This window comes from Maribacter sp. Hel_I_7, assembly GCF_000688315.1.
GTDB lineage: Bacteria > Bacteroidota > Bacteroidia > Flavobacteriales > Flavobacteriaceae > Maribacter > Maribacter stanieri.
In genome coordinates this window covers 1,214,491-1,237,033 of sequence record NZ_JHZW01000003.1, presented here as the reverse complement: position 1 = coordinate 1,237,033, position 22,543 = coordinate 1,214,491, and the positions used below count along the sequence as shown (strand labels likewise).

General features: G+C 35.0%; 13 protein-coding genes. 2 read left to right on the top strand and 11 right to left on the bottom strand.

Annotated elements, in window-relative coordinates:
- Nucleotides 1-28: 28 nt before the first annotated feature.
- From P178_RS0117130 to P178_RS0117110, 5 genes are all read right to left on the bottom strand, one after another.
- Nucleotides 29-1,636 carry a M1 family metallopeptidase gene (locus tag P178_RS0117130; protein WP_027067384.1) on the bottom strand — a complete coding sequence of 536 codons (1,608 nt, stop codon included), beginning with the start codon at nt 1,634-1,636 and terminating at the stop codon, nt 29-31.
- A gap of 17 nt (nt 1,637-1,653) precedes the next feature.
- Complete coding sequence (locus tag P178_RS0117125; protein ID WP_027067383.1) at nt 1,654-2,985, bottom strand: M28 family metallopeptidase; 1,332 nt, start codon at nt 2,983-2,985, stop codon at nt 1,654-1,656.
- Between the two features lie 179 nt (nt 2,986-3,164).
- Entirely contained in the window at nt 3,165-4,331 is a 1,167-nt protein-coding gene (locus P178_RS0117120; RefSeq protein ID WP_027067382.1) for an MFS transporter, read from the bottom strand.
- A gap of 4 nt (nt 4,332-4,335) precedes the next feature.
- A complete protein-coding gene (locus P178_RS23300; RefSeq protein WP_027067381.1) occupies nt 4,336-5,859 on the bottom strand; it encodes a nuclear transport factor 2 family protein in 1,524 nt (507 codons plus the stop codon).
- Between the two features lie 24 nt (nt 5,860-5,883).
- Complete coding sequence (locus P178_RS0117110; protein ID WP_027067380.1) at nt 5,884-8,097, bottom strand: bifunctional alpha,alpha-trehalose-phosphate synthase (UDP-forming)/trehalose-phosphatase; 2,214 nt, start codon at nt 8,095-8,097, stop codon at nt 5,884-5,886.
- Between the two features lie 103 nt (nt 8,098-8,200).
- On the opposite strand from P178_RS0117110, the gene P178_RS0117105 reads away from it, so the two are divergent.
- A complete protein-coding gene (locus P178_RS0117105; RefSeq protein ID WP_027067379.1) occupies nt 8,201-10,003 on the top strand; it encodes a glycoside hydrolase family 15 protein in 1,803 nt (600 codons plus the stop codon).
- On the opposite strand, the gene P178_RS0117100 is transcribed toward P178_RS0117105, so the two are convergent.
- From P178_RS0117100 to P178_RS0117075, 6 genes are all read right to left on the bottom strand, one after another.
- Complete coding sequence (locus tag P178_RS0117100; protein ID WP_027067378.1) at nt 10,004-11,428, bottom strand: pyridoxal phosphate-dependent decarboxylase family protein; 1,425 nt, start codon at nt 11,426-11,428, stop codon at nt 10,004-10,006.
- A gap of 102 nt (nt 11,429-11,530) precedes the next feature.
- A complete protein-coding gene (locus tag P178_RS0117095; protein WP_027067377.1) occupies nt 11,531-13,342 on the bottom strand; it encodes an acyl-CoA dehydrogenase family protein in 1,812 nt (603 codons plus the stop codon).
- 72 nt (nt 13,343-13,414) lie between these two features.
- Nucleotides 13,415-14,605: an acetyl-CoA C-acyltransferase gene (locus P178_RS0117090; RefSeq protein WP_027067376.1), complete on the bottom strand. Its 1,191-nt coding sequence runs from the start codon at nt 14,603-14,605 to the stop codon at nt 13,415-13,417.
- Nucleotides 14,606-14,701: 96 nt separating this feature from the next.
- The gene (locus P178_RS0117085; RefSeq protein ID WP_027067375.1) at nt 14,702-17,107 is read right to left on the bottom strand and encodes a 3-hydroxyacyl-CoA dehydrogenase/enoyl-CoA hydratase family protein; all 2,406 of its coding nucleotides are present in this window, start codon (nt 17,105-17,107) and stop codon (nt 14,702-14,704) included.
- Nucleotides 17,108-17,140: 33 nt separating this feature from the next.
- Complete coding sequence (locus P178_RS0117080) at nt 17,141-17,572, bottom strand: MarR family winged helix-turn-helix transcriptional regulator (RefSeq protein WP_027067374.1); 432 nt, start codon at nt 17,570-17,572, stop codon at nt 17,141-17,143.
- A 318-nt stretch (nt 17,573-17,890) separates the two neighbouring features.
- On the bottom strand, nt 17,891-19,663 hold the full coding sequence (locus P178_RS0117075) for an AMP-dependent synthetase/ligase (RefSeq protein ID WP_027067373.1): 1,773 nt from the start codon (nt 19,661-19,663) through the stop codon (nt 17,891-17,893).
- Nucleotides 19,664-19,920: 257 nt separating this feature from the next.
- On the opposite strand from P178_RS0117075, the gene P178_RS0117070 reads away from it, so the two are divergent.
- Nucleotides 19,921-22,518, top strand: a complete 2,598-nt coding sequence (locus P178_RS0117070; protein ID WP_027067372.1) for a DUF6923 family protein — start codon at nt 19,921-19,923, stop codon at nt 22,516-22,518.
- The last annotated feature ends 25 nt before the right edge of the window (nt 22,519-22,543 follow it).

The following is a 22,543-nucleotide window of genomic DNA, read 5'->3' as shown; positions in this document are numbered from 1 at the left end:
TAAAGGTTACTCAGAAATGAAATACATTTTAGTTCTTAGTTTCAATATAGAAATTTGGGTCGACCTGTAACATTTTTAAATTGCCATGTAACTTCTGTGTCTGCCAATCCGTAGTGGGTTCTAGCCATATAGGTTTGTCATCAATATATACTCTAATAGGAATGGTGAAATTATCAACAGTGTTTGTAAAACGGTATGTTACTTTTTTACCTTTTATTTTGTATTCGAAAACAGGAATATTTACAGTTCTCAAATACTGATCGAAAAAAGGTTTTAAATCTCGGTTTAGTCCTAATCCAATTACATTTTCAATTTCGTTTGTAGTAACGGTTTTATGATAGAATTCTGAATTTAGACCACGTAAGATGGTTCTCCATTTTCTGTCGTCATTTACGATTTGGCGTAGGGTATGAAGAATGTTTGACCCTTTGTAATACATGTCTCCACTACCTTCATGGTTTACATTATAGATGCCAATAATAGGTTCGTCATTTCTAATATTGTTTCTAATTCCCTGTACATATGCATTTGCAGCTTCAGTACCATAATGATAATCTAAGAATAGGCTTTCAGAGTAACACGTAAACCCCTCATGAATCCACATATCTGCAACATCTTTATAGGTGATGTTATTGGCAAACCATTCATGACCGGCTTCATGTATAATGATAAAATCGAATTTTAGTCCCCAACCGGAACCTGATAAATCTTTACCTAAATATCCTTTTAAATACTGATTGCCGTACGTAACTGAACTTTGGTGTTCCATACCTAAATATGGTACTTCTACCAATTTAAAAGAATCTTCATAAAAAGGGTAGGGACCAAACCAATGTTCAAAAGCTGCCATCATTTTAGGAGCATCCTTAAAATGCTCTTTTGCTTTTTCTAAATTATCTTTTAACACATAGTAATCCATATCAAGCGCTCCTTTTTCTCCTTGATATATTTCATTGAAATGTGCATAGTCACCAATATTTACATTAACGCCATAATTATTAATGGGATTAGACACAAACCAGTTGTACGTATTCGTTTCTTTATCTACACTTCTAAGTCGCCCATTAGAAACGTTCATGAGACCTTTAGGTGCTTTTACACTGATTAACATACTATCTACCTCGTCGTACATATGGTCTTTATTGGGCCACCACACACTGGCTCCTAATCCTTGGCAAGAAGTGGCGACGAAATCTTTACCATTTGCATCTTTTTTCCATGAGAACCCTCCGTCCCAGGGAGCTCTGACAGCTTCTTTTGGATGACCGGAATAGGTAACAATAATTTCATTGAACTCACCCTTTATCTGGGGTTTTATCAATTGAACAAAATGTGCATTTACGTTATGCACCACCTCAAGCTCTTTTCCGTCTTGCGTAACCTTTTCAATAGTCAAAGGTGGTTGTAAATCAACTTGTAAAATTTGATGAGGTTCTAACACTTTATAACGAATAGTATTGGTTCCGCCTATAAATTTATCGGTAGGGTTCACATCAATATTTAGATGGTAATAATTTAAGTCCCACCAGACACGTTCCGGAGTAATACTACCTCTAAGCGTATCTTGTTCCGTAAAAGTTTGGGCCTGTGAGAATGAAAAAATCCCAAGGGTCAAGGCAACTAATAATTTTTTCATGTACAATAGATTTATGCTTATCTAAATATTCCATTAGGAAAAACAACAGGACTTTCAAATCCGTTTTCACCGACTGCAGAGACACCAAAGAAGAAATTATCGATAACAATACCTTCTAAAGTAAATTCTGTAACATCACCAACATATCTGCTATAATCCCAAGTTGGGGAGGTGGTATCTCTCCAATAAATTTTATATCCTTTAACACCATCAACCTTACTCCACTGAAATTTGGCTGACGGCTTAACAATTCCGCCAATTTTAACGGTTTTTGGAGCAGGAGGAGCCCAAGCAATAGAAGCTAGGTTTATGGCGTTTACGGCCGTTAATTTAGCTGCATACTTAAAATTAACATGCTCTAGAACATCACCATAAGCTATACCGTCTTCAACACGAATATCTTGATGTTGTTGGGTGTAGTTTTCGTGAGCTTCCATAATACGAATACCAGGAAAACCGGCATCATTAAATGGTCTGTGGTGACCACCGCGACCAAAACGATCTAAACGATAAATCATCATCGGGTTCATTTCTGGCATATACTGCTTCACATTTTTATGAACGTAACGTGCTAGTTGTCTTGATATTCCATCAACTTCACCACCATAAAAACGACGCGCTTTACGTTGCTCTTCAGTTTCGGTAGGTGGTACAGGTTCAGAGAATATTCTAAAATCCACATTACTGACAACTCCGTCTACGCCTGTAATATTACCAATCATATCATTATTGAAAATACCAATAACTTCCCAACCTTTATCCTTAGCGTATTGTGCAATTCCACCACCGCCAAAAAGACCTTGCTCTTCACCTGAAAGTCCCATATAAATGATACTATTCTCAAATGTATATTTAGAAAGTACACGAGCGGCTTCTAATGTACCGGCCATACCACTAGCGTTATCATTTGCGCCTGGTGAATCATCTGTAAAATTGGTAGGGTCACTTACTCGAGAATCGATATCTCCGCTCATTATAATATAGCGATTAGGATATTTCGTCCCTTTTTGAATAGCAAGTACATTAACAACTTCTACATCTTTAATAATACGGTCATTAGCACCTTTTTTTATTAAATCCTTTTGAAAGAAAACGTTTAGACAGCCCTTGCATTCGGCAGATGTTTTTTCGAATTCACCTTTGATCCATCTTCTTGCCGCACCAATACCTCTAGTTGTAGAAATGGTATCACTTAAGGTATGTCTAGTTCCAAAATTTGCAAGTTTGGTTACATCTTTTTCAATACGCTCAGCAGATACGGCGTTGATAATATCATAGATACGTTGATCCGTTTGCGCTGTTAATGTTATAGCTGATGTTAAAAAAGTAAGCAGTAAAAATTTTTTCATATTCAATTTTATTAAGAGGTAAAGTTAGTGAGGTAATCGGTTTCTAAATTTAAGTAAAATAAAGGGCTGACCATAATTTGATATGCAAAACTACATTTAATACAAAACTTTTTTTTGAATTGGATAGTATTATGATTGACCGTAAAATATAGAGCTATTGGAGAAATTAGGTTTTGAGTTTACTTCGTTTTTTTATTTACTAAATAATAAATCCCAATTAACGGACCAATGGCTAAAGGAATAAATATAAGATCAATAGTGATGATCGATTGAAGCGATCCTAGAAGCTGTATACTGATTATTGTAATGGCAAAGCCGATACAATTCACTAGCGTTAGAGCTGTACCTTTTAATTCTGGAGCTACCGCTGAGGCAACCAAATTTGAGAATTGTGGAGAATCTGCAGTTACGGCAATTCCCCAAATGCACCAACCTGCTAAGAATAGATACAAGGGAAGTGAAAATAGGAGAGGAGATATAATACAAAGAAATCCTGATATGGTCAATGCCATTAATGCCACCTTTTTACTTCCAATTCTTTGAGATAGAATGCCCCCAAATGCACAAGATATACCACCTAGTGCAATAACAATTCCGGACCATAAAGCGACTGAAATAGTACTGTTAGTTTGTGTGGCAAACCATTGTATGGCAACTGGGGTAAATGCCCAAAATGCATATAATTCCCACATATGTCCAAAATAGCCGAATGCAGCTTTTCTAAATTTATAATTTTTAAAGAGCTTAGGCCCAGCATCTAATTTTAGTTTAGAACTTGCAACTCTAAATGGACCGTGAGGAACTAGAATAAATAGCAATACACCACCTATAGCCGTAATTATAGAAGTTAGCATAATAACATTATTAGGGTTATTTACCCAAGGCGTTCCTTTAATTAAAAAAGGAAAGGCAGTACCAAGAACTAATGCGCCCACTAAAAAACCTAAAGCTTTACCCAGTCCTTTTTCATAATAGTCCGCGGCTATTTTCATTCCCACAGGATAGATTCCCGCTAAAAAAAAACCTGTACTGAACCTGGCGAGTAGTAAAGAAGATACAGTTAGTTGTGGTAGGATTAATACTAGATTAGAGATAGCTGCGAGCAAAGCGCAAACCATAAATACTTTTGAAGGTGAAAATCGATCCGCAATCATAAGAATGCCGAATAGCAAGGTACCGATGATAAATCCGAATTGTACCGATGAAATAACGTAGCTAATAATTTCAGAACCAAAATCTAGTTTTTTGGTCAAGGATTCTAAAATAGCATTACCTGCAAACCAAGTAGAAGTACACGCAAATTGAGATAGAATTATTATGGGGAGTATATGTGATTTTTGCTTCAATATATCATTGTAAAAAAGTGACCCTTGCTATTTTACCGTTTTCTATTTCATATATGCCAATAGCACTAAAAGATTCGCCATTGGCAGTTATATTTTCTTCATCAATAACCTTGTTACCAATTACAATTCTATTTTTTACCGAACAATGTAAATCTTTTGTTGTTTCAAAAAAGTCGCTATAACCTTTTCTCATTTCTTCAATACCTTGGGTTCTTAGTTCGACATTAGCTCCATAAACTTTCACATTTTCAGCAAATGGATGTAAAAATGCATTTATATCTCTTGCGTTATATCCATCAAGTTGTTCTTGAACAATAATTTCTGGATCAATTTTTGTTGCAGTATCTTTTATAAAAGTCATGCTTTCAATGAAGTTGTCAACTTCATAAATGGCAACTTGATGATGCTGATTTCCGTTTATTGTAATCACCTCTTGATCTATGACCGTTTGCCCTACATGTATTCTAGATGCCACCTTAGCCTCTATAGCAGGTGTTCTTTTGTAGAAAGCTTCATAATTAACTTTTAGTTGCTGTCTACCCATGTATAAAGTATCCATTGGAAAATTCTTGACAACGACATCTTTTGAAAAGCAGTTCGCAAATGCATTAATATCACGTGCGTTAAAAGTTTCTACTTGCCTGTCTACAATTATTTTAGGAGAATCTTTAGATACAAAACTCAAGTGATTTCTAAGCGGATTTACTGCCAGGCGTGAAATACCGTTCACGTCTTGATCTTTAATCTTAAATTCAAATTTCCATTCTTTATCTGAAGCTGGATTAAAAGATAAAATAGAGGTGTCGTATGCTGTAATTAAATCTCCATTTTCAGTCCAACACACATCTTCAGAACCTTCCATTGTAGCGATTAATTCTTCAGATTTTAAGGTAATAGGATCTAATGATCTAATAGTAACAGAATCATCTGTTTTTGAAATGTAGCTTACCAAATTACTATTCGGAATTTTATGCAACGACCTACCTACATTTTTCTGAACGGTATAGTTGGTATTAGCTTTAAGGTTGGAAATTACCAAATCCATTCGATTTTCAATTAAAACTGTGCACACAATAATATCACTTGAAAACCAAACGTGATAACCCACTTTTAAATCTGGTAATATAACTTCTGATTCGCCAGTATTTACGTCGTATTCATAAAGTCTTTGCAATCCATCTTTATCTAATCGGATAGCCGAAATTGCATTTTTACTGGGAATTCTTAACGGTGAATATTCACTCCCATTTGGTGTGTTGGTAAGCCATATTGTACTACTGTCCTTTATATTGTAGAGCGCAACATCTGTTTGATTATTTCTTGTAGATGAAAATAGTATATTATCATTATCAAAAAATGAGGGCTGATTATCATAGCCCTCATTTTTTGAAATATTTATTACAGAATCAATTTTTAAAAAATCATTTTCCTGCTTTAATTCTGCTAAATACACTTCTGTACTTTGCTGAGCAAAGACATTTAGACAGCAACAAAAACTTAAAAAGATGGTAAAATGATTCTGTTTCATGTCTAATTGTTTAGGGCTGTTTAACTAGCGTTTCTCGGCAAATCTCTTTAAGATTTCACGAACGTTCTTTGTGTTGTCAACAAAGTATTTTGCTTGAGTTTTTTGACGACCAACCTTTACAGTTACCGAATCTTCTGGTAATTCTTGAAACATAAACTCATCTGTCCAATCATCACCAATAGCGAAAACAAAATCATATTCTTGCTCCGTATAAACACGCATAGATGCACGGCCTTTGTTTACATTACTACTTTTAATTTCCATAACCTTATTACCATTCAGAATACTTAGATCATCGTTGGCAATTAAACTCGTTAGCACCGTGTTTAGTTCAACTGATCTTTTCTTTCCGAAATCTGGATCCGTTTTTCTGTAATGCCAAGCTAAAGAATAATTTTTCTCTTCAATGAAACTACCAGGCGTACGATCAACAAACGATTCTAGCACTGGTAAAATTTTCTCCATCCAATCTTTCTTAACGGTTTCAAGCATTCTAAACTCTTCTCCTCCTTGAGAAATCCATACACCGTGTTCAACGATCATGTTATACTTTTTAGGTAAGAACCACTTAGTGAATGTTTCCTTGTCCCTTCCGCTTATTAAATACATATCTGTATTTTCTTGCGAAGAAATCTGGTCTAGTAATTCATATAATGCTTCGTCTGGAGCAGCTTTTTGTGGGTCATTATGAAAACCTGCCAACGTACCATCGTAGTCTAAAAATACCAGTCTTCTTTTAGCTTTTTCATAATCAGTCATTACTGTATTCAAGAAATCTACAGATAATTTCCTGGTTTTAGAAGTCTGATCTTTTTCTTTTTGTCCAACCAAAGAATTCATAAAGTCATTTGCCCATTTCTCAACATTATAACGCTCCAATCTCTTTTGCAACAAAGTGTTTCTAGCTATTTGTTCTTCTTTAGGCATATTAATAGCTTCATTTAAAGAATCTGCTATTTGTTCAAAATTATTAGGATTAATAAGAAGCGATTCATTCATTTCATTGGCAGAACCCGCCATTTCACTTAGAATTAAAACTCCTGTTTTATCGGTTCTTGTGGCAATGTATTCTTTAGCGACCAAGTTCATACCATCCCTAATAGGAGTTAACCAAGCAATATCAGAAGAAGTGTAAAGATCTATTAAGTTTTCAAAAGGCATAGATCGGTAGAAGTACCAAATAGGTGTCCAACTAACAGTAGATAACTCTCCGTTAATACGACCTACTAGCTCATCAATTTCACGTTTTAATAATTGGTATTGTGGAACATTAGATCGAGAAGGTACAGCAAGTATGATAAGGCGCACTTTTTCTTTGTATTGCGGGTACTTGTTTAAGAAATATTCAAAAGCTTTAAGTCTTTTTGCAATACCCTTGGTATAGTCTAAGCGGTCAATAGATAGAAAGAACTTTGCATCTGGTGCAGATTTTTTATGTGTATCTAAGCGCTTCTGTAAGTCAGATTTTTCATTTTCACTGCGTAGTGAATGTTCCTTGGCCGCGTCACTGAATTTTTTATAATCAATCCCCATCGGAAAAGAGTCTACTTTAATAACCCTATCCTCTAAATAAATATCATTAAAACTAACCTCTAAACCTAATAACCTGCGTACAGAGCTTAAAAAGTGACGTTCGTAATCATAAGTGTGGAAACCTATTAAATCTGAGCCTAAAAGTCCTAATAACACCTCACGCCTCCATGGAAGTGTCCTAAATATCTCATAAGAGGGAAATGGAATATGTAAAAAGAAACCAATTGATATATCTGGTCTTTCTGCTCTTACCATTTGTGGAACTAGCATTAACTGATAATCATGTATCCAAATAGTATCTTCATTATCTGCATTTTCAAGAATGGCATCGGCAAATTTCTGATTTACCGCTTTGTAAATCTCCCAGCTTTCTAATTCAAATTCAGAATATTCTAAGAAGTAATGGAACAAGGGCCATATGGTTCTGTTACTGAATCCATAATAAAAACCGTCCACTTCTTTTTCCGTAAGATTTACTTTAGAAGAGCCGTGTTCAGCAAGGGCAGTATCAATTTTAGGAATCAATTCTTCGGGTATTTCTTCATCTGTCAATCCGCTCCAACCAATCCAAAGGCTATCTCCGCCAGAGTGCACAGATTTCATTCCGGTAGCCAAACCACCTACACTTGGTACTGCGGTAATGCTTCCGTTGCTAATTTGTAATTGTACAGGTAGTCTATTTGAGATAATGATAGTTTTAGCCATAAAAGAGTATTTTTTGCTACTTCTTGATAATTATTTCTCTAAATTTCGGCAAAAAGGAGGGTAATACCAATTGAAAACTCATATGAATTAAGATTTTTATTGAATGGATAATTTAGACTACGGAATAATAGGGAATTGCAGAAGTGCAGCATTAATTTCAAAGACAGGAAGTATCGACTGGTGTTGTTTGCCAGAATTCGATAGTCCGTCGGTTTTCGCTAAACTATTAGACGAAGAAATTGGCGGTAGTTTTGAAATAAATGTTGATGATAGCTACACAATCACTCAAAAATACCAGCAGTATACAAATATATTAATCACATCTTTCAAATCTGGGGAAGACCATTTTGAAATACATGATTTTATGCCAAGGCATCGTAAAGAGGGGAATACTTATCATTCACCACCAGAACTGATACGTTATTTTAAACATATATCGGGTAAACCTTCGTTATCTGTTTTGTATGATCCAAAGCTTGAATATGCCATGGGTACGACCGAAACTTTTATTAAAAAAGATTTTATAGCTAGTCTTACACATGATGTAAAATTTGATACGGTATTTTTATATACTTCATTTGATAAAGAGTCCGTTGTAAATAGAAGTACGTTAGAACTTACGCAAGATGAGTATATGCTGATGGGCTACAATGAAAAATTGTTGTTGCCAACCACAGAAAGGGCTTATTTAGATTTACAGAACACTAAAGTATACTGGTTGAACTGGTCTAACTTGACACCTACTTATAAAAAGTTCAATGAAGAGATTTCAAGAAGCGCATTAACCCTAAAGTTATTAAGTTATGATAAAACAGGAGCTGTTTTAGCTGCTGCAACTACTTCATTACCAGAAACAATTGGTGAGGTACGTAACTGGGATTATCGTTTCTGTTGGATTCGTGATGCATCAATGGTAATAAAAGTAGTATCAGAATTAGGCCATAAGAATGTAGCTAGAAGATATCTACAGTTTATTATTGATTTGATACCTGATAAAGCAGAGAAGCTGCAGATTATGTACGGCATCAATAAGGAGAAGAAATTAACCGAAGAAACGTTAGAACATTTATCTGGTTACAAAGGTTCAAAGCCTGTACGTATTGGTAACGCAGCATATCATCAAAAACAAAATGACATTTATGGTATTCTAATGGATGTTATTTATGAGCAAATGGTGAAATTTAGTGTCGATATTGATAATGGTGAGGATTTATGGGCGATAACAAAGGGAATCGTTTGGATCGTAAGCAATAATTGGAAAGATGCCGATAAAGGTATTTGGGAGTTCCGAACAGAAGACAGACATTTCACGTTCTCAAAAGTACTATGTTGGACAGCTTTAGACCGTGCTATTAAGGTAGCGGAAATGTTAGGCAAACAGCATAAAATTGACAAATGGGGACCAATTAGAGAAGAAATCTGGAAAGATATTTACGATAATGCATGGAACGAAGAAGTAGGAGCATACACACAATCTTATGGTTCTAAGGAACTAGATGCTTCTGTATTATTAATGGAATCTTACGGATGTGTTGATGCGAAAGATGAGCGTTACATAAAAACCGTAAATGCTATTGGAACCGAATTAAGTAATGATGGTTTACTTTATCGTTACAAGAACGAAGATGACTTTGGATTACCATCATCATCATTTACAGTATGTACATTTTGGTACATAAACAGCCTTTTTAAAATAGGAGAACGCAAAAAAGCATTGGAGTATTTTGAGCGATTATTAAGTTATAGTAATCATTTAGGTCTCTTCAGCGAAGATATTGATTTTAAGACTAAAAGATTGCTTGGTAACTTCCCTCAGGCATACTCACATTTAGCATTGATTGAGTGTGCTATTAATTTCTCTAAAAAAGAGAGTGAAGATGAAATGATGGAGTCGTTAAGAGAATAATTAGTTGCTAATATAAGCCTTTATTTTATTGATTAAGGCTCTAAAATGTACCTCTGTTGTAAATGGGTTCATTACAGTAATACGCATGTAAAACCTGTCTTTGAGCTTTGTTTGAACGATATAAAATTCGCCATCTTCCAAAAGAAGTTGGCGAATTTTTGCATTTAATATATTGGTGTCTTCTGAACTCATACTTGGTAGACAGTATCTAAAACAAACAATATTCGACATTGGTTTTAATGCCAATTCAAAATTTGGTTCTTCTTCAATTAATCTTGCAAAAAGTGCTCCCATGTCATAGAGATGCGTAACATTTGCATCAAATACCTCTTCACCATAAAGTTTTAAAAGTGTAAACCAATGAATACTCATCATGTTCTTGGTACATTCAAAAGTACGTTTACCTGAATTATACCAATCTTCATGCTCAGAATCTGAAAGTAAATAATCCGCTTTTTGAGTAAAAGTGGTTTTAGCATTTATTTCTTCTTTATAAAGTAGGGCAGTAGTAAGGGCGGGCATCATCATCATCTTGTGTCCGTCAATAACAACAGAATCTGCTTGGTCAATCCCCTTTAAGGTGTGTTTGTATTTATTAGAGAATACTCCGGCCCCACCATGAGCTCCATCTGCATGAAACCATATATTATGTTTTTTAGCAAAAGCACCAATGACCTCAAGATTGTCAAATATCCCTGTGGCTGTAGAAGGAGCGCTACCAACTATTGCAAATATTTCAATACCCTTGTCTTTTGCTTGCTTAAATTTAGACTCCAATAAATCGGTATTCATACTAAACTCTTTGGTGACAGGAATTTTAATAATTCCTTGTTCTCCTAATCCCATTATCCTAGCAGCGCGGTCTACACAATAGTGAGCTTCTTCGCTGACCATGATACCTAATTGGTTTTGGTTACCATCATTCCAAATATCTCTTTTTGTTATAGCTTTTCGGGCACTTAATAGAGCGGTTAGATTTGCTAAGGTTCCACCAGAAGTTAGAAATCCACCGGAAGTATTGTTATAACCTATTTTATTACATACCGTTTCAATGACCAACCTTTCAATTGCATTAGAAGACATACCCATTTCATATACAGCGGTGCCATTGTTAAGTAATGCACTTATTAATCCTGTTAATGCGGTGATAGGAGCAGGCGGACTCACTTGATGCCCCATATAATGAGGGTGATGCACGTAAGTGGTTCGTTTTATAATTTCCTGGAACATGTCTTTACTATCACCATCTGATAAGAATGCTTTCCAGAACTGTAATTCCTTTTCCGGTTCGTTCCAATTGATGGCATTTCGTGAAGTATCGTTCAGCTTATTCTCTAAATGAGAAGTCAATTGGTCTATAAGACTGTGACCATTCGTATTAAAATCTGAAGTATTATAAACCTGTTCCAGTAATTCTTTATGCATGGTCTAAAAATAGTCGCAATAACTATGTTTACCAAACAAAAAAACCGCCCCAATTGGGGCGGCTTAGTATTCAAGTTACCAAACAACAAAAGGTAATCTGAATTAGTCAAAGGTGTACCCGTTGTCAGCTGAAACCTTATCGGCAATTTGTGTGCGCAATGCAACAACATTAGGGTAATTAGTATATTTTGTGAAACGTTTAAGTCCCATTAACATCATTCTTTGCTCATCACCTTCGGCAAAAGAAACGATTGCTTCTTTACCTCTTCTGATGATAGTTTCTGTAGCATTGAATAAGTATAATCTTGACATAGCAATTTGCGTAGCCTGTGCTTCTTCGCCAAAACGTTTAGCATTTTTCTCTGTACGTAACAAAGCAGATTCTGCCATGTATACTTCAATAAGAATATCTGAAGCTGCTAACATTAATTGTTGATGATTTTCTAACTCAGGACCAAATTTCTGAACTGCAGAACCGGCAACCATCAAGAAAACCTTCTTAAGTCTTTTTAAGATGTCTTTCTCCTCTGCAAATAATTCTGAAAAATCAGGAGCGTCAAAAGAAGGAATACCCATTAATTCTTCGCCAACAGCAGTTGCAGGGCCTAAAAGATCCACATGACCTTTCATTGCTTTTTTAACTAGCATACCTACTGCTAACATTCTATTGATTTCGTTAGTACCTTCATAAATACGGGCAATTCTTGAATCTCTCCAAGCAGATTCCATAGGTGTATCTGCACTAAAGCCCATTCCACCGAAAATCTGAATACCTTCATCAGTAGTATTTTGGCAATCTTCTGATACGGCAACCTTAAGAATAGAACATTCTATAGCGTATTCCTCAACACCTTTTAATTCAGCTTCCTGATGAGTATTACCTTCAGCTTCACGAATAGCGATGCGGTCTTCTATATTTTTGGCGGCACGGTAACTTGCAGATTCATCAACATAAACACTAGTGGCCATTTCTGCAATTTTAGACTTAATTGCACCAAAATTAATTATAGGAGTTTTGAACTGAATACGTTCATTGGCATATTTAGTTGCCTCGCCAATAACTCTTCTCTGTGCATCTAAACAAGCAGCAGCTAATTTAATACGACCCACATTTAAGGCGTTCATTGCAATCTTGAATCCGTTTCCTCTTGTAGAAAGCATATTTTCTACAGAAACTTTAGTTTCGTTAAAGAAAACCTGACGAGTAGAAGAGGAATGGATACCTAATTTCTTTTCTTCATCACCTAAAGTTATGCCATTGCTAGGGTCGTTTTCAACTATGAAACCTGTAATGTTCTTGTCATCTTCAATACGGGCAAAAACGATAAACAAATTACAGAATCCTGCATTTGAAATCCACATTTTCTGTCCTGTAATATTATAAGATTTACCATCTTCAGAAAGAACGGCTTTAGTTTTTCCTGAATTTGCATCAGAACCAGCACCTGGCTCAGTAAGGCAGTAAGCGCCAAACCATTCTCCAGAAGCTAATTTTGGAACATATTTTTGTTTTTGTTCTTCAGTACCATAAAGTGTAATTGGCATAGTTCCAATTCCTGTATGTGCACCAAAAGCAGTACTGAAAGAACCAGTAGCACCAGAAATATAATCACATACCAACATAGTAGAAACAAAACCCATTCCCATACCTCCATAAGATTCCGGTACGGCAACACTTAATAGACCTAATTCACCAGCTTTACGCATGGTTTCTTCGGTAAAAGCATAGTCTTTCTTTTCAAAACGTTCCCAATGTGCCCAAAGTTCTCTATCAACGAATTCCTTGGTGCTTTCACGCATCATACGTTGTTCTTCATTTAAATCTTCTAGTGTGAAAACATCTTCACAATTGGTTTCTTTAACAAGGAATTGACCTCCTCTAAGAATATCTTTATTTGCAGCTTCTGTACTCATGTTGTTAATAGTGTTTAGTATAAAATGTTCGGTATAAAGCATTTAGATAATACTAAATACCAACTAATAATGTTATTTTAAAAATTCAAATATTCCGGCAGCACCTTGTCCAGTACCTACACACATGGTTACCATACCGTATTGTCCTTGCATGTTTCTCTTTCTCATTTCATCAAATAGCTGAACAGATAATTTAGCACCTGTACAACCTAATGGGTGACCTAAAGCAATTGCGCCACCATTTACGTTAACGATATCTTGGTTAAGATTTAATTCTCTCATAACGGCCAATGATTGAGAAGCAAATGCTTCATTTAATTCAATCAAATTGATGTCATCTTGTTTTAAACCAGCTTGTTTTAAAGCTTTTGGAATTGCAGCAACCGGACCGATACCCATAATTCTTGGCGGTACACCGGCAGCGGCATAATTTACTAAACGAGCAATAGGTTCAAGATTTAATTCTTTCACCATGTCTTCGCTCATTACCATTACAAAAGCAGCACCATCACTCATTTGTGATGAATTACCTGCTGTTACACTACCACCAGCAGCAAATACAGGTCTAAGCTTATTTAAAATGGCTGTTGAAGTTCCTGCTCTTGGACCTTCATCTTTATTAACAGTATATTTTTTAGTCGCTTTTTTACCATCTGCACCAACGTAGGTTTCTTCAACTTCAATAGGTACTATTTGATCTTGAAAACGATTTTCAGCTTGTGCACGAAGTGCTTTCATATGAGAATTATAAGCGAACTCATCTTGATCCTCACGAGAAACATTAAATTCATTTGCTACAGCTTCTGCCGTATTTCCCATTCCCCAATAGTAATCTTCATGACCGGCTTTAACTACATCATAGTTCAATTCCGTTTTATAACCTGTCATAGGAACAGAACTCATACTTTCAGCACCACCTGCAATAATACAATCTGCCATTCCCGACTGAATTTTTGCTGTTGCGATACCAATTGTTTCTATACCCGAAGAACAGAATCTATTTACTGTTACACCGGGAACATCAACAATATCAAGTCCCATTAAAGAGATTAGACGTGCCATGTTCAAACCTTGTGAACCTTCTGGCATTGCGTTACCCACAATTACATCATCAATTCGTTTTTTGTCCAAATTCGGCAACTCCTTCATCATGTATTGAATGGTTTCCGCTGCCAACTCATCGGTACGCTTAAATCTAAAGACCCCTTTCGGAGCTTTCCCTACCGCTGTTCTATATGCTTTAACTATATATGCTGTTTTCATTTTTAATCTTGCTTTTGGCTTTCAGCTTTTGGCTGCTAGCATTTAATTGTTGTTAAGTTAAGACTGCCATTAACTATGGGCTTATAGCTTCGTAAATTAATTACGTAACGGTTTTCCGGTTTTCAACATATGTTGAATTCTTTCTAAGGTCTTTCTTTCTGTACAAAGTGAAAGGAAGGCTTCTCTCTCTAAATCCAACAAGTATTGTTCGTTTACTAATGTTGGTTCAGATAAATCACCACCGGCCATTACATAGGCAAGTTTATTAGCAATTTTCTTATCATGTTCACTTATGTAATGACTAGCTTCCATAGAGTCTGTACCTACTAAGAACATACCCAACGCTTGCTTACCTAAAACTTTAATGTCTGAACGTTTAACTGGTTGAGTGTAACCTTGCTTTGCCATTAATTTTGCATAAGCTTTGGCAGTAGCTATTTGACGGTCTTTGTTAACAACAACGACATCTTTACCATGTTGTAAAATACCTAAATCAAATGCTTCATAAGCCGAAGTAGATACTTTTGCCATACCAATGGTTAAAAAGTATTCTTGCAAGACATTTAATTCTACATCATTCTTTTTGAAAGTGTCTTGAGCGCGAACGGCAAATTCTTTAGAACCACCACCGCCAGGAATAACCCCAACGCCAAATTCAACAAGACCAATGTACGTTTCAGCAGCGGCAACCACCATATCTGCATGTAAGGACAATTCACATCCACCACCCAGTGTCATGCCGTGTGGGGCAGAAACAGTTGGAATAGAAGAATAACGCATACGCATCATTGTATCCTGAAACATTTTAATAGCCATATTAAGCTCATCATATTCCTGCTCAACCGCCATCATAAAAATCATACCGATGTTTGCTCCAACAGAGAAGTTCGCGGCTTGATTACCAACAACCAATCCTTGAAAATCTTTTTCGGCCATATCGATAGCCTTATTTAATCCTGCTAAAACATCACCACCGATAGTGTTCATTTTAGACTGGAACTCCACATTTAAAATACCATCGCCTAAATCTTCAACAACAACACCGCTGTTTTTAAATACTTCTTTAGATTTTCTAATGTTATCTAAAATGATAAATGAATCTTGCCCAGGAATTTTTTCAATGGATTTCGATGGAATATCGTAGAAATATGTGCTTCCTTCTTTTACGGTATAAAAAGAATCTTTACCACTGGCTTTCATATCTTGAACCCAAGCAGCAACTTCTAATCCTTCTGCCTTGATAAATTCAAGACCTTTTTCTAAACCAACGGAATCCCATATCTGGAAAGGGCCATGTTCCCAGCCAAAACCGGCTTTCATGGCATCGTCAATTTTATAAAGCTCATCTGTAATTTCAGGTATTCTATGAGAAACGTAAGCGAACAATTGTCCGAAACTCTTACGGTAGAATTCACCAGCTTTATCTTTTCCGCCAACTAAAACAGAAAAACGATCAACAACCTTATCAATTGTTTTCGTTAACTCTAAAGTGGCAAATTTCGCACTCTTTTTAGAACGATAATCCATCGTATCTAAATCAAGTGTCAATATTTCTGTTTTACCTTTATCGTCCTTAGATTTTTTGTAAAATCCTTGTCCTGTTTTACTTCCTAACCATTTATTTTCCATCATAGTGTCGATGAAACCTGGTAGTTTAAACAAATCGTGACGCTCATCGTCAGAACAATTATCGTAGATGCCATTAGCAACATGTACTAAAGTATCTAAACCAACCACATCAACAGTTCTAAATGTAGCAGACTTAGGTCTTCCAATTACGGGACCAGTTAACTTGTCTACTTCTTCAACTGTCATATCCATATCCTTAACCATGTGGAAAAGGCTTTGAATACTGAATATTCCTATTCTATTACCAATAAAAGCTGGAGTATCTTTAGCAACTACAGATGTTTTTCCTAAATACTTTTCACCATATCCATTTAAAAAGCTCAAAACATCAGCATCCGTTTTAGGACCAGGAATGATTTCAAAAAGTTTTAAATAACGAGCTGGGTTAAAAAAGTGGGTACCACAAAAATGTTTTTGGAAATCTTCACTTCTTCCTTCAGACATGAATTTGATAGGAATACCTGAAGTGTTAGAGGTAATAAGTGTACCCGGAGTACGGTACTTTTCTAAGTTTTCAAAAACTTGTTTCTTGATATCTAAACGTTCAACAACAACCTCAATGATCCAATCTACTTTAGATACTTTAGAAATATCATCTTCCATATTACCAGTTGTAATACGGTTAGCAAATTTTTGGTGGTAAATAGGTGATGGTTTAGATTTTAACGCTGCCGATAAAGAATCATTAACCATTCTATTACGAACAACCTTGTCTTGTAAGGTTAGACCTTTTGCTTTTTCTTTGTCGTTAAGTTCTCTAGGAACAATATCTAACAATAAAACCTCTACGCCAATATTTGCAAAATGACAGGCTATACCGCTACCCATAATTCCTGAACCAATTACCGCTACTTTTTTAATGTGCTTGTTCATGTACTTTATGCTGTATTAATTTGATAAGTTGTATTAATATAATTTCTTGTCTGCAATTAATTTATTGATGGCATCTGTTACTTCAAAAAAGTTTGCTAATTTCTCTTCAGAAACCTCTTCTTTAACCGCCTCATTAAATCTTAGAACTGTATTTTTTGAATCGTTTCGTTTCTCTAATCCAAAATCAGTTAAATAAATAAGAACACCTCTGCCATCATTTGGATTCGGTTTTCTTAAAATTAAACCTTTCTGCTCCATGCTTTTCAAAATCCTAGAAAGACTAGTAGCTTCCATTCCCATTTTTGGACCTAATGAAGTTGAAGGTGTACCAGTTTTTGGATCAATGCTCAATAAAGTAAAGCCAACAGCCATAGTAGAATCAAAATTCTTTGCTTCTTCATTATACATTCTAGCTACCGCTTGCCATGTAGCTCTCAACGCATAATCTATCGTTGCTTCTTTCATACTAAATTAGTTGGATACCAAATATAAGAAAATTTATTATGCATGCATAATAAATTAATGTAATTTTTTAGTTATTCAGGTGTTACTAAATTAATTAAGGTAGGCTTCTTTTAAGTTCTTAGCTAAAGCTTATAATATTGTGTAGAAATATACTAGGGGTAGAATTTTATAAAATCCAAATGTTTGTATTATTCTGATTTTAAATATTTTAATGAATAAAGACCATTAAATAAAATAAGCACTGAATAAAATATCATTGCTGAAATTCTGTCCAGTGCTTGTAACTATTATCAAATATTTTAATTAAAACGAACAATTCTAATGTTCGTAAATATCATTATAAAGTGAAATATACTTTTCTTTAATAATTTTCCTTTTTAATTTTAAAGTAGGAGTAAGGTGACCACCTTCTATGCTCCAAGAATCTGGCGTAAGTCTAAACTGCTTCACTTTTTCCCATTTGGCAAATTTCTCGTTAGCTTCATCAATTTCTTGCTGGTATCTTGTTAATACCTGTTCGTTTCTAATTAATTGAGTATTATCAGAAATATTGATATTGTGTTTTGATGCCCATGCTTGTAGGAAATCAAAATCTGGCTGAATTAATGCGGCAGGCATTTTTTCACCTTCACCAACTACCATTATTTGCTCTATAAATCTAGATTGTTTAAAACGGTTCTCTAATAATTGAGGGGCAACATATTTACCGCCAGAGGTTTTAAACATTTCCTTTTTACGATCTGTGATTTTTAAGAATCCATCACTATCCAATTCTCCAATATCACCCGTTAGGAAATAGCCATCAACAATAACCTCCTTGGTTTTTGCTTCATCCTTATAATATCCCAACATAACTTGGGGTCCTTTAATACATATTTCTCCATCTGCAGCAATTTTCACCTCGGTTCTGTCAATAGGTTTACCAACACTACCTATTCTAAATCCGCCATCACGCATATCGTTTACAGAAATAACAGGAGATGTTTCAGATAAACCGTAGCCTTCCATTAATCCAAATTCAGCAGCATTGAAAATTCTTGATAGTCTTGGCTGTAATGCGGCACTACCAGAAGCTATTAGACTAAGATTTCCACCTAGTCCTTCTTTCCATTTACTAAAGATTAGTTTACGTGCTATGGATAATTGCGTTTCATACCACCAGCCGTTTTGACCGTATGGTTCGTATTTTAAGCCTATTTCAACAGCCCAAAAGAATAGCTTCTTTTTTATTCCCGTAAGTTCTGTTCCTTTAGCGTAAATTTTATCATATACTTTCTCTAAAAGTCTAGGAACCGCAGTCATTACATGCGGACTAGTTTCTTTTAGATTGTCGCTTATTTTTTCAAGAGATTCTGCATAGTATATTGTTACACCTCTAAATTGGTATAGATAGATTAACATACGCTCATACACATGGCATAAGGGTAAAAAACTTAATGCCTTTGTTTCTCCATCAACAATAGGAAAACGTTTAGAACTTTCAATTGCATTGCTTACCAAATTGGAATGAGATAGCATTACACCTTTAGGTCTGCCTGTGGTTCCCGAAGTGTAAATTAAGGTTGCTAAATCGTTAGGGTTAACCGCGTTCATTAACTCTTCAACTTCATGTTGGTTTGAAGTATCGGTACCTAATTCTAAAACTTTTTCCCAATTCTCACAATTAGATAATTCATCAAAAGAATAAACATTTTCTAAACTTTTTACTTGGTCTTTAATTGCAGTAACTTTTTCATATACCTCTCCACAAGAAACAAAGCAGAATTTAGCTTCAGAATGATTAAGAACATAGGCATAATCCTCTTCTGAAATAGTAGGGTATACTGGTACATTTTGTGCACCTAACTGTAGTATGCCGATATCCATAATATTCCACTCCGTTCTATTGGTAAGTGATATTACGGCAATCTTGTCATTTGGCTTTACACCAAGACGTAAAAGACCACGACTAATAGCGTTAGCCTTGTTTATATATTCTTGAGTGGAGGTACTTATCCACGATCCATTTTTTTTTGACACCAATGCCTTATCTAAGGCATGCTTTTCTAGCTGATAATATGGAAAGTCAAAAAGACGGGTTACTTTTTGCATACTTGATTTCTAATAAGTATTGCAAAATAGCGAAAGAACTCGATATTTTAAAATTGTATTGTTAAATAAAATGCCATCTCATTACAATATCCACAATTATAGGACAACAACTTGTAAGTCCGATATTTTAACCATTTGTCTACAATAAATTGTAATTGAACGTGTTATGTATACATCTCAATTGTTTGTAGGAAAATTCCTTATTCAATTTATTTAGGTTTGTATAAAGAATTTAAATCTCCCAAATCGTAGGAAATATGCAAAAAAACTACACGATTATTAATTATTTACGATCTATCGCACTTATGTATTTCACTTTTACAAGTTGGAACATGGATGCGCAATCAGAACCATTCAACTGCGATTTTAACGCTTATCTATTTCAATATAATGATATTTATGCGCTGGATTTAGCTTCTGGTAGTTCCTATCTTGTAGCTGAAAATATAACACCGGGCAATGTAAATGGTGTAGGGTATAATTCTACTGACGGTTTTCTATGGGGATATTTATCAACCCCATCAAGTACGATAGTGCGAATTGGAAACGATTATTCAGTTGAACAATATACTATTCCTGACTTGCCATCTGGTAACAAGTATGTTGGTGATATTTCAACAGATGGTGTTTATTATTTTAAAGCAGGTGGTTCTTCCTACTACAAAGTAGATATTAATCCAGAATCTGATACCTATTTAGAATACTTAGGAAAGTTTAGTTTAAGTCAAAGCTTATCTATTGCAGATTGGGCTTTTAACGCAGCCGATAATATGCTGTATACGGTAGAGGGCAAAACTAATACATTATATAAAATAGATCCAGAAACCGGGATTGTAAAGACCTTGGGGGTAGTTCCTATTCTTGAAGGATTAAGTTACACTTTTGGTGCCGTTTACTTTGATGTAGATGGTAATTTTTATATTTCTGCCAACCAAACTGGTTCTGTTTATAAGATTGATCAAGTTCAAAATATATCATTAGGTGTAATACAATCTAATATTTTTGCATTTGGTCCTGCAGCATCAAGTAATGATGGGGCACGTTGTCCTACGGCTCCTGTTCCTCAAGAAGATTGTTTAAATGGAGTTGACGATGATGGTGATGGGCTAGTAGATTGCGATGACCCTTCATGTTCTGGTGTTGCCGCTTGTCCTGTAATTGTAACTACTTCAAGTGCAAACAAAGGTGGTTTAGAGAGTAATGATAGATTAGCCAACTTAATAAGTAAGAGAAATTATAACAGAGCAAAAACGAACTATGTTTTTGATAAGTTAAATGCTAAAAAAATAGTAAAAAGCACTTTCTATGGATTAAGCGCTAAAACAGATGTCAATAATATTCCTTTAAATACACTGGTGCCTTTAGGTGTTGTTGGTGAAACAAGTACAATAGAATCATCTCCAAGCGATTTGTTAGATTTAACGAATGCTTCAGATATCTATTCTGTTGACTATTTAAATGGGACTGAAAATTTAGGGTCATTAATGGTTATTAAAACAGATAACAAGGTTTATGAGCATAGTAAGTTTATTTGTGATCGTTTTCTAGGAGCTCAATTGTTATCAGTTTCGAATATTCAATTACGAGAAAAAGATTTTATTAAATCAATTATTAAACAACCTGATGGTAGTCTTGAATTTGCATTGACATTTTCGGCAAGAGTAAATACAGAAGAGAATTTCACAATAGAATCTCATTGGAATATTGATGCGTATGCAAGTGATACGGGGTATTATAATTTTCAAGTATGGTCAAATTCGGTAGATGACCTTTTATTACTTGCCGATGAGATCTTAAATCTATTAGAGGTTAATTCAGAAATATCACAATACAATGGGTCTACACCACCGCCGGTATTTGTTAAGTCTGCCAGTTATAAGAACGGGGAAGTTTTGTTGAACCTAGTAAATAACAATAACTCTAAAAGTATAAATTTAGAAGGAGGTTTAAAACTTACGGAAACTAGTGGTACAGAAGTGTTAGGTGTGACTGCGGATATTGATGGTTATTTAGATTCTGTTGCCTTAAAAACGGGAACATTGTTCGATTTGGGCTTTAGAATTAGCGCAGGTTTGGGCACAACACCAGATGATTTATTTGTAGCCGATGCACCATGGGGCTTAGATGATTCTGCAGAAGAAACAACTGTAGCTACTTATGAGGTATTACCTGCAGACGGTCCGTATGTTGGTGATGGCTATCCTATAGAAAGAAATATAAAGTTACAAGGCTCTACCAGTAATTACTTGGGAGTATACCGTGCTTTGAATCCAAGATTTACAGCAGTTGATTTAAGTGATTATAATAAAATAAGCTTTGAGGCGAAAGGAACAGGTAGTTTAGATGTGCAACTTATAAAGGGTGACGGTTCAATCTATAAAACTACTATCAGTTTAGAAAGTGAAATGGATGAATACACATTATCTGATACAGATTTTAAAAATGATGTAGATGCGGGTACTGATTTCTCTGATATAAAAGTACTTTCTTTTAATCTTGTTGCGGAAAATGGATATTCTGAAGATAAATCAATGGATTTACAGAATATAGATTTTCATAATCGTGAACCAGGTCAGGCTTTTGTGGATACTAATTTAAATAAATCTGTAGTATATCCAAATCCAATGTTTGAGAGTACAAGTTTATATTTTTACGAAGAAAATGCAGATAGCTATCAATTGGATATTTACTCTTTGAGCGGTAGATTACTTGGAAACCACCATATGGAGGGTGAAAGTATAGTAGGACAGAATGAAATAATTATAGAAAGAAAAGATCTATCTCCTGGATTATACTTATACAAGCTACAAAACTCTAATGAGAAAACATGGAGCGGTAGATTGTTAGTTAGATAATACGTTTTGGTTGTAAAAAAAGCTG